The sequence below is a fragment of the Streptomyces sp. TSRI0107 genome, assembly GCF_001905845.1.
In the GTDB taxonomy this organism is placed as follows: Bacteria; Actinomycetota; Actinomycetes; order Streptomycetales; family Streptomycetaceae; genus Streptomyces.
The window spans coordinates 418132-430116 of record NZ_LIVZ01000005.1 but is presented as its reverse complement, the minus strand read 5'-3'; the positions used below and the strand labels follow the sequence as shown (position 1 = coordinate 430116).

At 70.2% G+C, this 11985-nt stretch carries 15 protein-coding genes and 5 tRNA genes; 6 read left to right on the top strand and 14 right to left on the bottom strand.

The features are described 5' to 3' along the window. Positions 1 to 180 precede the first annotated feature (180 nt). Entirely contained in the window at positions 181 to 414 is a 234-nt protein-coding gene (locus tag AMK31_RS15715) for an Lrp/AsnC family transcriptional regulator (RefSeq protein ID WP_029384521.1), read from the top strand. 20 nt (positions 415 to 434) lie between these two features. Further along, the gene (locus tag AMK31_RS15710) at positions 435 to 932 is read left to right on the top strand and encodes a DUF3515 domain-containing protein (RefSeq protein ID WP_073941290.1); all 498 of its coding nucleotides are present in this window, start codon (positions 435 to 437) and stop codon (positions 930 to 932) included. Between the two features lie 15 nt (positions 933 to 947). Here the strand turns inward: AMK31_RS15710 and AMK31_RS15705 are convergent, their stop codons facing one another. Genes AMK31_RS15705 through AMK31_RS15695 form a run of 3 tightly spaced genes read right to left on the bottom strand, consistent with a single transcriptional unit; the run spans position 948 to position 3945 of the window. Further along, a complete protein-coding gene (locus AMK31_RS15705) occupies positions 948 to 2108 on the bottom strand; it encodes a D-alanine--D-alanine ligase family protein (RefSeq protein ID WP_073941133.1) in 1161 nt (386 codons plus the stop codon). A gap of 59 nt (positions 2109 to 2167) precedes the next feature. Next, on the bottom strand, positions 2168 to 3178 hold the full coding sequence (locus tag AMK31_RS15700) for an NAD(P)H-dependent glycerol-3-phosphate dehydrogenase (RefSeq protein ID WP_073941132.1): 1011 nt from the start codon (positions 3176 to 3178) through the stop codon (positions 2168 to 2170). Beyond that, positions 3175 to 3945: a lysophospholipid acyltransferase family protein gene (locus AMK31_RS15695; protein ID WP_073941131.1), complete on the bottom strand. Its 771-nt coding sequence runs from the start codon at positions 3943 to 3945 to the stop codon at positions 3175 to 3177. The genes AMK31_RS15700 and AMK31_RS15695 overlap by 4 nt, the downstream gene beginning before the upstream one ends. A 154-nt stretch (positions 3946 to 4099) precedes the next feature. Here AMK31_RS15695 and cofC point away from each other — a divergent pair, with 154 nt between their 5' ends. Beyond that, the gene (gene cofC, locus AMK31_RS15690; RefSeq protein WP_073941130.1) at positions 4100 to 4738 is read left to right on the top strand and encodes a 2-phospho-L-lactate guanylyltransferase; all 639 of its coding nucleotides are present in this window, start codon (positions 4100 to 4102) and stop codon (positions 4736 to 4738) included. 9 nt (positions 4739 to 4747) lie between these two features. Then, positions 4748 to 4951 carry a hypothetical protein gene (locus AMK31_RS15685; RefSeq protein ID WP_073941129.1) on the top strand — a complete coding sequence of 68 codons (204 nt, stop codon included), beginning with the start codon at positions 4748 to 4750 and terminating at the stop codon, positions 4949 to 4951. Positions 4952 to 5055: 104 nt separating this feature from the next. Here AMK31_RS15685 and AMK31_RS15680 read toward each other — a convergent pair whose 3' ends face one another. The 4 genes from AMK31_RS15680 to leuC form a co-directional block, all read right to left on the bottom strand. Continuing rightward, a complete protein-coding gene (locus AMK31_RS15680; RefSeq protein WP_073941128.1) occupies positions 5056 to 5724 on the bottom strand; it encodes an HU family DNA-binding protein in 669 nt (222 codons plus the stop codon). A gap of 138 nt (positions 5725 to 5862) precedes the next feature. Continuing rightward, entirely contained in the window at positions 5863 to 6093 is a 231-nt protein-coding gene (locus AMK31_RS15675) for a hypothetical protein (protein WP_073941127.1), read from the bottom strand. A gap of 277 nt (positions 6094 to 6370) precedes the next feature. Further along, a complete protein-coding gene (leuD, locus tag AMK31_RS15670; RefSeq protein WP_073941126.1) occupies positions 6371 to 6964 on the bottom strand; it encodes a 3-isopropylmalate dehydratase small subunit in 594 nt (197 codons plus the stop codon). Positions 6965 to 6970: 6 nt separating this feature from the next. Further along, the gene (gene leuC, locus AMK31_RS15665; protein ID WP_073941125.1) at positions 6971 to 8395 is read right to left on the bottom strand and encodes a 3-isopropylmalate dehydratase large subunit; all 1425 of its coding nucleotides are present in this window, start codon (positions 8393 to 8395) and stop codon (positions 6971 to 6973) included. A 193-nt stretch (positions 8396 to 8588) separates the two neighbouring features. Here leuC and ndgR point away from each other — a divergent pair, with 193 nt between their 5' ends. Continuing rightward, positions 8589 to 9305 (top strand): IclR family transcriptional regulator NdgR, encoded by a 717-nt coding sequence (gene ndgR / locus AMK31_RS15660; protein WP_026278050.1) that lies wholly within the window; start codon positions 8589 to 8591, stop codon positions 9303 to 9305. An 84-nt stretch (positions 9306 to 9389) separates the two neighbouring features. Here ndgR and AMK31_RS15655 read toward each other — a convergent pair whose 3' ends face one another. Further along, the gene (locus AMK31_RS15655) at positions 9390 to 9884 is read right to left on the bottom strand and encodes a DUF4188 domain-containing protein (protein WP_073941289.1); all 495 of its coding nucleotides are present in this window, start codon (positions 9882 to 9884) and stop codon (positions 9390 to 9392) included. Between the two features lie 71 nt (positions 9885 to 9955). Here AMK31_RS15655 and AMK31_RS15650 point away from each other — a divergent pair, with 71 nt between their 5' ends. Continuing rightward, positions 9956 to 10600, top strand: coding sequence for a MerR family transcriptional regulator (locus AMK31_RS15650; RefSeq protein WP_073941124.1), 645 nt, complete (start codon positions 9956 to 9958; stop codon positions 10598 to 10600). Positions 10601 to 10655: 55 nt separating this feature from the next. Here the strand turns inward: AMK31_RS15650 and AMK31_RS15645 are convergent. The 6 genes from AMK31_RS15645 to AMK31_RS15620 form a co-directional block, all read right to left on the bottom strand. Further along, positions 10656 to 10728 (bottom strand) — tRNA-Glu (locus AMK31_RS15645). A gap of 28 nt (positions 10729 to 10756) precedes the next feature. Next, a tRNA-Gln gene (locus tag AMK31_RS15640) sits at positions 10757 to 10828 on the bottom strand. A 20-nt stretch (positions 10829 to 10848) separates the two neighbouring features. After that, positions 10849 to 10921 (bottom strand) — tRNA-Glu (locus AMK31_RS15635). Between the two features lie 29 nt (positions 10922 to 10950). Next, positions 10951 to 11023: transfer RNA gene (locus tag AMK31_RS15630), tRNA-Glu, on the bottom strand. Positions 11024 to 11064: 41 nt separating this feature from the next. Beyond that, positions 11065 to 11136, bottom strand: a tRNA-Gln gene (locus tag AMK31_RS15625). Between the two features lie 92 nt (positions 11137 to 11228). Further along, complete coding sequence (locus AMK31_RS15620) at positions 11229 to 11960, bottom strand: HAD family hydrolase (protein WP_073941123.1); 732 nt, start codon at positions 11958 to 11960, stop codon at positions 11229 to 11231. Positions 11961 to 11985 lie beyond the last annotated feature (25 nt).

Sequence of the window (11985 nt, the reverse complement as noted above, 5' to 3'; positions counted from 1 at the left end):
CAGTGTCCTCGATACGGTCGAAGTGACCGTCGGCGCGGTCCCCCTGACCGTCAACCTCCGTAGTGCCGCCACCCCGGCGCGCAGGTCCCGGTTCCCGCAGGTCTCCCCGCGACGAGCGGCGACGCGATACCGTGGCGTTCCTTTTCCCCACATGATCCTCGTGGCCGCCCTGGAGGTTCCGTGGTACAGGCGTACATCCTGATCCAGACTGAGGTCGGCAAGGCGTCGACCGTCGCCGAGACGATCGGCAAGATCCCTGGGGTGATCCAGGCTGAGGACGTGACGGGTCCGTACGACGTCATCGTCCGCGCGCAGGCCGACACCGTCGACGACCTGGGTCGCATGGTGGTCGCCAAGGTCCAGCAGGTGGACGGCATCACCCGCACTCTGACCTGCCCGGTCGTCCATCTGTAGCCCCCGTCTACGCTGTGCCGGTGAACTCTTTCCGTCACCGGCTCATCGGCCTGCCCGCGCTCGCCCTGCTGATCACCACCGCGGGCTGCTCCTCAGCAGACGACAGCGCGTCGGTGACGGTTCCCAGTCCGGACGCGACGGTGACCGAGCTGTGCCGGAAGCTGGACGAAGCGCTGCCGGGGAAGGTGGCCGGTCTGAGCCGCGAGGACCCTGAGCCCCGGTCCACACTGACCGCGGGGTGGGGAAACCCGGAGATCATACTGCGCTGCGGGGTACCCAGACCGCCGAAGATGATCGACCCGAAGGTCGCGGAAGGACACGACCCCGACGCGGTTCCCGGCGGGGTGAACGGGGTCGACTGGCTGCAGGAGAAGGCGGACGACGGGTTCCGGTTCACCACGGCGAACCGGAAGGCGTACGTCGAGGTGGCGGTGCCCGGGGACGTGGACAGCTCGGCGGTGCTGATCGAGCTGGCACCCGCGATCAAGTCGGCGATTCCGAAGGGGATCGCCGACTAGGCACCGCGCGGCGTCTCAGCGGAGGCCGGTCGACCTGCGCAGGGCCGCCTGGATCAGGCGGTCCACCAGCTCCGGGTAGGCGATGCCGCTCGCCTGCCACATCTGCGGGTACATGGAGATCGGCGTGAAGCCGGGCATCGTGTTGATCTCGTTGATCACGAACTCGCCGTCCTCGGTGAGGAAGAAGTCCGCGCGGACCAGGCCCTCGCAGCTGGCGGCCTCGAACGCCTCCACCGCGAGCCGCTGGACCTCGGCGGTCTCCTCCTCGGTCAGCGGGGCGGGGACGATGCCGGGCGTGGAGTCGATGTACTTGGCCTCGAAGTCGTAGTACGCGTGCGCGTCCGGCGGCGGGATCTCGGCCGGCACGGAGGCGCGCGGGCCGTCCTCGAACTCCAGGACGCCGCACTCGATCTCGCGGCCGCGCAGCGCGGCCTCGATCAGGATCTTGGGGTCGTGGCGGCGGGCCTCGGCGAGGGCGTCGTCCAGGCCGGAGAAGTCGTCGACCTTGGTGATGCCGATGGAGGAGCCGGCCCGGGCGGGCTTCACGAACAGCGGCCAGCCGTGCTCGCCCGCGAAGTCGGCGATCCGCCGCCGGGCGCCCGCCTCGTCCGCCTCCCACTCGCGCGGCCGGATCACGAGGTACGGGCCCACCTTGAGCCCGAACGACTCGAAGACCCGCTTCATGTACTCCTTGTCCTGGCCGACGGCCGAGGAGAGCACACCTGAGCCCACGTACGGCACCCCGGACAGCTCCAGGAGGCCCTGGAGGGTGCCGTCCTCGCCGTACGGACCGTGCAGCACCGGGAAGACCACGTCGACCTCGCCCAGCGCCTTGGGCACGGAACCCGGCTCGGTGTAGACGACTTCGCGGTTGCCGGGGTCGACCGGGAGCACCACACCGCCCTCGCCGGACTCGGCGAGGTCCTCGACGGTCGGCGTACGGCGGTCGGTGATCGCCATCCGCTCGGGTTCGTCGGCGGTGAGCGCCCAGCGGCCGTCGCGGGTGATGCCGATCGGCAGGACCTCGTACTTGGTCCGGTCGATGGCCTTGAGGACGGCGCCGGCCGTGACCACGGAGATCCCGTGTTCGGAGCTGCGCCCGCCGCACACGACGGCCACCCGCGGCTTGCGCGTCGGCTGCTGCTCGGGGCTCTGGGGGAGGTTCTCGGTGCTCATATCGCGATGAGAGTACCCGTTGGTAGTGCCCGGAGACAGCGTCCACCCCGGGGGTTCGCTCAGCGTCGTTCGGGCTTCGCGCTGCGCGACATCAGCTCCTTGAGGGCGACCACCGGAGGCTTGCCCTCGTGCACGATGCCGACGACCGTCTCGGTGATCGGCATGTCGACGCCGTGCCGGCGGGCCAGATCCAGCACCGACTGGCAGGACTTGACGCCCTCGGCGGTCTGCTTGGTGACCGCGATGGTCTCCTGCAGCGTCATGCCCTTGCCGAGGTTGGTGCCGAAGGTGTGGTTCCGGGACAGCGGCGAGGAGCAGGTGGCGACCAGGTCGCCGAGTCCGGCGAGGCCGGAGAAGGTCAGCGGGTCGGCGCCCATGGCGAGGCCCAGCCGGGTGGTCTCGGCGAGCCCGCGCGTGATCAGCGAGCCCTTGGCGTTGTCGCCGAGGCCCATGCCGTCCGCGATGCCGACGGCGAGCCCGATGACGTTCTTGACCGCGCCGCCGAGTTCGCAGCCGGCGACGTCGGTGTTGGTGTACGGGCGGAAGTACGGCGTGTGGCAGGCGGTCTGCAGCCGCTGGGCGACGGCCTCGTCGGTGCAGGCGACGACGGACGCGGCCGGCATCCGGGCGACGATCTCGCGGGCCAGGTTGGGCCCGGTGACCACGGCGATGCGGTCCTGGCCGACCTTGGCGACGTCGTCGATGACCTCGCTCATCCGCATCGCGGTGCCGAGTTCGATGCCCTTCATCAGGGACACGAGGACGGTGCCGGGCGCGAGCAGCGGCGTCCACTCGGCGAGGTTGGCGCGCAGCGTCTGGGACGGCACCGACAGGACCGTGAAGTCGGCGCCGGCGGCGGCCTCGGCGGGGTCCGTGGTGGCCCGCAGGTTCTGCGGCAGCTCGACGCCGGGGAAGTAGTCGGGGTTGGTCCGGGTGGAGTTGATCGCCTCGGCGACCTCCGGGCGGCGCGCCCACAGCACGACGTCACAGCCCGCGTCGGCGAGCACCACGCCGAAGGCCGTGCCCCACGAACCGGCGCTGAACACCGCCGCCTTGACCGGCTTGCTCACTTGCCCTGCCCTTCCGGCTGCTTCCCCTCGGCCTGCGCCCGGGTGCGCCGCCGCTGTTCGATGCGTTCGCGCTTCGGGTCGTAGGGGGTCGCGGGAGCCTTCTCGCCGCGGATCTCCTCCAGGTGGCGGGTGATCGCGGCCATGATGACCTCGGTCGCCTCCTTGAGGACGTCCGCGGTCATCTCCTTGTCGTAGAAGCGCGACAGGTCGACGGGCGGGCCCGCCAGCACCCGGCTGGTCTTGCGCGGGAAGAGGTGCGGCTTCTTGGCGTACGGCGGCAGCAGTTCGTTGCAGCCCCACTGGGCGACCGGGATCACCGGGCACTTGGTGCGCAGGGCGACGCGGGCTGCGCCGGTCTTGCCGGTCATGGGCCAGCCGGCCGGGTCGCGGGTGAGGGTGCCCTCGGGGTAGAAGGCGACGCACTCGCCGCGCTCCACGGCGTCGATCGCGGCCCGGAAGGCGCTGAGCGCGTCGGTGCTCTCGCGGTAGACGGGGATCTGTCCGGTGCCGCGCATCGCGGCACCGACGAATCCCTTCTTGAAAAGGCCGCTCTTCGCCAGGAATCGCGGCACCCGTCCGGTGTTGTACTGAAAGTGCGCGTACGCGAAGGGGTCGACGTGCGAATTGTGGTTCACCACGGTGATAAACCCGCCCTCGGCCGGAATGTTCTCCATTCCACGCCAGTCCCGCTTGAGCAGAACCACCAGCGGCGGTTTGCAGATCACCGCGGCGAAGCGGTACCAGAAGCCGATTCTGCGGCGGGGCACGCGGACACCTTCCTCTAGGGCTGCCACCAGGCCCGGGGGCCGCACAAGTGTCGCCCCAGACCGTCGGTCTGTCGAGAACACCGTACGCCCCGAGGACGGGGCCGCCGGATGGCGCGGGGGACAATGTCCGCGACAAGAGAGGGGTCGAACGCTCGTGCACTGGACCTTGGTGATCCCCGTGAAGCCTTTGGCGCGGGCGAAGAGCAGGCTGGCGGACACAGCGGACGACGGGCTCCGGCCGGGTCTCGCGCTGGCCTTCGCGCAGGACACGGTGGCCGCGGCCCTGGCCTGCCCGGGGGTGCGGGATGTGGCAGTAGTCACGGACGACGGCGTGGCGGGCAAGGAGCTGGGCGCGCTGGGCGCCCGAATCGTCCCCGACGAGCCGGGCGGCGGTCTCAACGCCGCACTGGAGCACGCGGTGGCGGCCGTGCGTGCCGCGCGCCCCGAAAGCGCCGTGGCGGCCCTCAACGCGGATCTCCCGGCGCTGCGCCCGGCGGAATTGGACCGGGTACTGGCCGCCGCCGCGGAATTCCCGCGTGCTTTTCTCCCGGATGCCGCGGAAATCGGTACGACCTTGCTGGCCGCGAGTCCGGGACGGGAATTACAGCCGGCCTTCGGCCTTGATTCCCGGGCCCGTCACCGCGCGTCGGGCGCGGTGGAGCTGGCCCTCACCGGGGTGGACTCGGTACGCCAGGACGTGGACACCGGCGACGATCTGCGCGCGGCGCTCGCGCTGGGCGTGGGCCCCCGTACGGCGGCGGTGGCCGAGCGCCTGCTGATCCCCGGGCAGTAGGCTGCCGTCATGCACGCGACCGCATACACGTACGACGCCGGGACGCGCAGCGGGCAGGTGCTGCTCGACGACGGCACTCCGGTCCCCTTCGACGCCGCCGCGTTCGACGCGGGCGGGCTCAGGCTGCTGCGGCCGGGCCAGCGGGTGCGGATCGAGACCGAGGGCGAGGGCGAGGGCCGCCGGATCACCCTGGTGACGCTGCAGACCTTCTGACCTGGGCGCGGACTGCCCGACCGGCCCGTTCGGCGTCCGGAAACGCCGCGGGCCGGGCTCCCTGGGGAGTCCGGCCCGGCGCGTGAGTGCCCCTGTGGCTGCCCTTACTTCTTGCGGGCGGTGGCCTTCTTGGCGGTCGTGGTCTTGCGCGCGGACGACTTCTTGGCGGGGGCCTTCTTGGCCGTCGCCTTCTTCGCCGGGGCCTTCTTCGCCGTCGTCGCCTTGGCGGTGGCGGTCTTCTTCGCGGCGGTGGTCTTGGCCGCCGTCGTGGTCTTCTTGGCGGGGGCCTTCTTCGCCGTGGTCTTCTTCGCGGCGGCGGCCGTGGTCTTCTTCGCGGCGGCCGTCGTCTTCTTCGCGGCGGCCTTCTTCGCCGTCGGCGCCGCCTTCTTCGCGGTGGTCTTCTTCGCGGCGGCCTTCTTGACCGTCGCCGAAGCGCCGCCGGTCAGGCTGCCCTTGGGGGCCTTCTTCACGGAGACCTCGCCGCCACGCGGCAGCTTCTTCGAGCCGCTGACCAGGTCCTTGAAGCCCTGACCTGCACGGAAGCGCGGCACAGAGGTCTTCTTGACCCGAACCCGCTCGCCCGTCTGAGGGTTACGGGCGTAACGCGCCGGCCGGTCGACCTTCTCGAACGAACCGAAGCCGGTGACGGAGACCCGCTCACCGGCGACGACCGCGCGGACGATGGCGTCCAGTACGTGGTCGACGGCATCGGCGGCCTGCTGGCGGCCGCCCATCTTGTCGGCAATCGCTTCTACGAGCTGCGCCTTGTTCACGTCTTCCCCTTCGGAGACATCGCCAGAACGAAAGTGTTCAAGCTTTTTCGCACGTTAGGCAGATATATACCGCAAATCAAACACGAAACGGGCTAATCACCCTTGTGCCGCATCCGACTCGACTGTCCCGGACTTGTTTCAGCCATCCCCTTCGGGGAATCGCCCCTCGTCGAGGTCGGCCATGAACCGGTCCAGACGCCTTGTCGCTTCGGCGAGATCGTGCTTGGCCGCGGCCGTGATGACCAGCAGCTTCCGGGTCAGCGCCATCCGTACGCCCTCCGGGACTTGCAGTGCGCGCACCTTTGCGTGCGCTTCCTTGAGTCGGTCCGCGACTGCCGTATAGAGCTCGAGTTGGCCGTCGTGTTCCATGCACAGATTGTGCCATCTGGGGCGAGTTGTCGCCTGCCCGGGGGGCAACTGCCGCCTCAAACGGCCCTTTGGACGGCCACCGCAGCCGCGCCGCCAACGCACGCGTACCCCGCCAATCAACGCTCTAACGTGGGGAGTTGGGGAGCCCCCCGAGGCCGCGCGGGGCGCCGCGGGCACAAAAACGGCTGTACCCCCGATCGGGCCGATCGGGGGTACAGCCGGGGTGTTGGGGTGGCCGAAACTCGACCTCCATGTGGGGCCTGTGGGGCTCCTGAGGTCAGACCTCCAGCGTCCGCGGCTTGTACGCGGGGCGCTTCGCCTCGTACGCCGCGATGTCCTCCTCGTTCTGGAGGGTGATGGAGATGTCGTCCAGCCCGTTCAGCAGCCGCCAGCGGGAGTTCTCGTCCAGCTCGAAGGCGGCGGTGATGCCCTCGGCGCGCACCTCGCGCGCGACCAGGTCGACGGTGATCTCCACCTCGGGGTCCGCCTCCGTGAGCTCCCACAGCGCGTCCACGATCTTCTGCTCCAGCACCACCGTGAGCAGGCCGTTCTTGAGCGAGTTGCCGCGGAAGATGTCGGCGAAGCGGGACGAGATGACCGTCTTGAAGCCGTAGTTCTGCAGCGCCCAGACGGCGTGCTCACGGGAGGAGCCGGTGCCGAAGTCGGGTCCGGCGACCAGCACCGTGGCGCCCTGCCGCTCGGGCCGGTTGAGCACGAACTCCGGGTCCTTGCGCCAGGCCTCGAACAGCCCGTCCTCGAACCCGTCCCGGGTCACCTTCTTGAGCCAGTGGGCGGGGATGATCTGGTCGGTGTCGACGTTGCTGCGGCGCAGCGGGACGGCCCGGCCGGTGTGCGTGGTGAAAGCTTCCATGACTGATCAGACTCCAGCGGGCACGGGGGCGTCGGACAGGTCGGCGGGCGAGGCCAGGTGCCCCAGGACGGCGGTCGCGGCCGCGACCTGCGGCGACACCAGATGCGTACGGCCGCCCTTGCCCTGCCTGCCCTCGAAGTTGCGGTTGGAGGTGGACGCGGAGCGCTCGCCCGGGGCCAGCTGGTCCGGGTTCATGCCGAGGCACATCGAGCAGCCCGCGTGCCGCCACTCGGCGCCGGCCTCCTTGAAGACCACGTCCAGGCCCTCGGAGACGGCCTGCAGACCCACCCGCGCGGAGCCCGGGACGACCAGCATCCGTACCCCGTCGGCGATTTTGCGGCCGCGCAGGATGTCGGCGGCGTTGCGCAGGTCCTCGATGCGGCCGTTGGTGCAGGAGCCTACGAAGACGGTGTCCACCTTGATGGAGCGCAGCGGCTGCCCGGCCTCCAACCCCATGTACTCCAGGGCCTTTTCGGCGGCGAGGCGCTCCGAAGCGTCTTCGTACGAAGCCGGGTCGGGGACGGACGCCGAAAGCGGCGCGCCCTGGCCGGGGTTGGTGCCCCAGGTGACGAACGGCGACAGCGCGGCGGCGTCGATGACGACCTCGGCGTCGAACTCGGCGTCGTCGTCGGTCCTCAGCGTCTTCCAGTACTCGACGGCGGCGTCCCAGTCGGCGCCCTCGGGGGCGTGGACGCGGCCCTTGATGTACTCGAAGGTGGTCTCGTCGGGGGCGATCATGCCCGCGCGGGCGCCGGCCTCGATCGACATGTTGCAGATGGTCATCCGGGCCTCCATCGAGAGCTTCTCGATGGCGGAACCCCGGTACTCCAGGACGTAGCCCTGGCCGCCGCCGGTGCCGATCCTGGCGATGATCGCCAGGATCAGGTCCTTGGCGGTGACGCCCTCCGGCAGCTCGCCGTCCACGGTGATCGCCATGGTCTTCGGGCGGGCCATGGGCAGCGTCTGGGTGGCCAGCACGTGCTCCACCTGGGAGGTGCCGATGCCGAACGCCAGCGCGCCGAAGGCACCGTGCGTGGAGGTGTGGGAGTCGCCGCAGACGACGGTCATGCCGGGCTGGGTCAGACCCAGCTGCGGGCCGACGACGTGCACGACGCCCTGCTCGACGTCGCCCAGCGGGTGCAGGCGCACACCGAACTCGGCGGCGTTCTTGCGCAGCGTCTCCAGCTGGACCCGGGAGACCGGGTCGGCGATGGGCTTGTCGATGTCGAGGGTCGGGGTGTTGTGATCCTCGGTCGCGATGGTGAGGTCGAGCCGGCGCACCTTCCGCCCGCTCTTGCGGAGGCCGTCGAAGGCCTGCGGGCTGGTCACCTCGTGCAGCAGGTGCAGATCGATGAAGAGGAGGTCGGGCTCGCCCTCGGCGCGCCGGACGACGTGGTCGTCCCAGACCTTCTCCGCGAGTGTCCTACCCATCGCTTTCCCTCCGGCCGGCAAAGGTGCGCCGACCCAACTAGAGATCGTGAGGCGGCGCCCGCGCCCCTGGTTCCGGGCGTCCGCCGCCAGGCCCGTCATTCGTGCGGGCCGCTGTGCCTTCGTGATTCCAGGGTGGCGTGTTCCACGGAAAATTGAACTTGCGTTTCACAGAGTGAGACGCAAGTATCGTTGCATGGACAACAGTAGCGGCGTCGGCGTTCTGGACAAGGCGGCCCTCGTCCTGAGCGCTCTGGAGTCCGGTCCGGCCACCCTCGCGGGTCTGGTCGCGGCCACCGGACTGGCACGACCCACGGCTCACCGCCTGGCCGTGGCTCTGGAACACCACCGCATGGTGGCGCGTGACATGCAGGGCCGTTTCATTCTCGGCCCCCGCCTGGCAGAACTGGCCGCGGCGGCCGGTGAGGACCGTCTCCTCGCCACGGCCGGCCCGGTGCTCACCCACCTCCGTGACGTCACGGGCGAGAGCGCGCAGCTCTACCGCCGCCAGGGCGACATGCGCATCTGCGTCGCCGCGGCGGAGCGCCTGTCCGGCCTGCGGGACACCGTCCCGGTCGGCTCGACGCTCACGATGAAGGCGGGTTCCTCGGCGCAGATCCTCATGGCCTGGGAGGAGCCGGAGCGCCTGCACCGCGGTCTGCAGGGCGCCCGCTTCACGGCGACGGCCCTGTCGGGCGTCAGGCGCCGCGGCTGGGCCCAGTCGATCGGCGAGCGCGAGCCGGGTGTCGCGTCCGTCTCCGCGCCCGTGCGCGGCCCGTCGAACCGCGTGGTGGCCGCCGTGTCCGTCTCCGGCCCCATCGAGCGCCTGACCCGCCACCCCGGCCGTATGCACGCCCAGGCGGTCATCGACGCCGCCGCCCGCCTCTCCGAGGCCCTGCGCCGCTCGGGCTGACCTCGGACACGAACGCCGTAGGGAAAGAGCGGCCTCAACGCCGCGGCAGCTCCTCCCCTACGGCACGGGATGTCCCCACGGCCCTCAGGCGGCCGTTCCGCCGTCCGACCGGTGAGCGAACCGGTCCTTGGCGTACCGCCCGCGCCGCTCCAGCGGCACCTGCCCGTGGGCGGAGGCGAGGCCGAACGCCGGCATGTCCCCGTAGATCGCCTCGTAACGCCCCTCCGGCACGACGTACGCCTCGTGCCAGATCCCGACGTGCCCCCGGAGCTTCCCCTCACGGTCCATGCGGTTCACCCGGCCCCACATCTCGTGGTGGAACCCGTCCGGCGCGCTCGCGTACGCGTAGAGCTTCTCCTTCGACTCCCAGTACTGCACGAGGTAGTACGTCCGGGGCGAGGCCGTCAGCAGCACCCTCGACAGCAGCCCGCGTCCCGGACTCTTCTTCAGCTCCGCCAGCATCCGGAGCATCGACAGCATCACAGGCAACCACTGGTGCACCGCCCAGAACCTGTTGATGCGCATCCCGATCAGCAGGACGATCACGTCCCCCCGAGCATCCGCGGTCGTGAGCCGCATCGCGCGGCCCGTCTTCTTCTCCGTGTCCGCCATGCTTGGATAGTGCCGCTACCCAATGAAAGGCGCAAGACATGCGGCTCGCCGAACTGAGCAACCGCAGCGGTGTCTCCACCGCGACGATCAAGTACTACCTGCGTGAGGGCCTGTTGCCGCCCGGCCGCCAGCTCAACGCCACCACGGCGGACTACGACGAGACACACCTGCGCCGGCTGCGGCTGGTGCGGGCGCTGATCCAGGTCGGCAAGGTCCCGGTGGCCAACGCCCGTGAAGTGCTCCGGCACGTCGACGACGAGTCCCTGGGCCGTTCGATCCGGCTGGGCGCGGCCTTGTTGGAGCTGCCGCAGGGCCCGGAGCCGGACGAGGACGACGAGTACGTCCGGGCCGCGTACGAGGAGGTCGCCGCGCTCATGGACCGGCTCGGCTGGGAGAACGCCAAGCGGCTCGCGGGCTTCTCCCGCGCGTACCGCTCGCTGGTGGTGGGGGTGGCCGCGTTCCGCAGGCTCGGCTACGACTGGGGGGCCGGACAACTCGCGCCGTACGCCGAGTTGATGCACCGGACGGCCGTCCTCGACGTGGACAACATGGAGACGTACCCGTCGGAGGCGGAGCGGGTCGAGTTCGCGGTGCTGGGGGCGATCCTCAACGAGCCCGTGCTGCAGGCGCTGCACCGGCTGGCACAGGAGGAGGAGACGACGCGGCGGTACGGGTTCGAGTAGCCGGCGCCGGGCACGACGAAGGCCCTCCGCCGAAGCGGAGGGCCTTCCTCTGATGTACCCCCGACCGGATTCGAACCGGCGCTACCGCCTTGAGAGGGCGGCGTGCTAGGCCGCTACACAACGGGGGCGTGGACTCTGCGTTTCCGCAGGTCCGAGCTGGTCTACCTGGACTCGAACCAAGACTAACTGAACCAGAATCAGTCGTGCTGCCAATTACACCATAGACCAATGTGGTTTAGACCAGTCAGTACCCCCGACCGGATTCGAACCGGCGCTACCGCCTTGAGAGGGCGGCGTGCTAGGCCGCTACACAACGGGGGCCCTAGCGATCATCTCGTGAGAGATCACCGTACCCCCGACCGGATTCGAACCGGCGCTACTGCCTTGAGAGGGCAGCGTGCTAGGCCGCTACACAACGGGGGCTTTGTGGATCAGATCCACGGTTGCGGATGAAGCTCCGCGAGCTGGCCTACCTGGACTCGAACCAAGACTAACTGAACCAGAATCAGTCGTGCTGCCAATTACACCATAGGCCACTGGAACGCAAGCCCCGTGCGGGGATCTTGTTCTAGTTCGCTCCTCCGGTTCCCGGCCTTTCGGCCCGCTCCCCGGCGGCGCAGAAAGAACATTACCCGAAGGTGGACGGGGCTCCAAAACGGGTATCCGCGCCGAGCAGCGCCGGGAGTTCGGAGAGGGACGCGATCCGGTGCCGGCCGGACCCCGCGGCCACCGTCGCGGCGCCGCCCACGCGGTCGATCCAGACCGACAGCAGCCCGGCCTCCGCGGCGCCCCGGCCGTCGATCTCCGGGTGGTCGTCGACGTACGCCACCTGGTCCGGAGGCAGCGACAGGGCCTCGCAGGCGGCCAGGAACGCCCGGGCCTCGGGCTTGGAGACGCCGAGCTCCGCGGCGCACAGGATGGTCTCGAAGCGGTGGTGCACGCCGAGGGCGCGCAGCTTGCGGTCCTGCACCACGAGGCTGGAGTTGGAGAGCACCGCGTGACGGTGGCTGGCGGCGAGCGCGTCCAGCACCGGCAGGACGTCCGGGAACAGGGCCCAGGCGGCCTCGTAGTGAGCGAGATAACGCTCGAACCAGGCGTCGGCCTCCGGGTCGGTGAGGTCCCGGGCCAGGAACGTCCGCACCCGGTCCCGGCGCTGGCCCTCGTAGGTGGTCTCCCCCGCCGCGAATCGGTCCCAGTGACGCTCGGTGACCTCTTTCCAGAGCGCGAGGGCCCGCTCGGGGCCGGCGTACCGCTCCAGAAGGCCCTCGGCCGCCAGATGGGCGCGGATGCCCTCGCGGTCCGCGGTCGAATAGTCGAAGAGGGTGTCGTCCACGTCCCAGACCACGGCACGGATGCTCATGATCCGACGGTAGCGCGGGACGGCC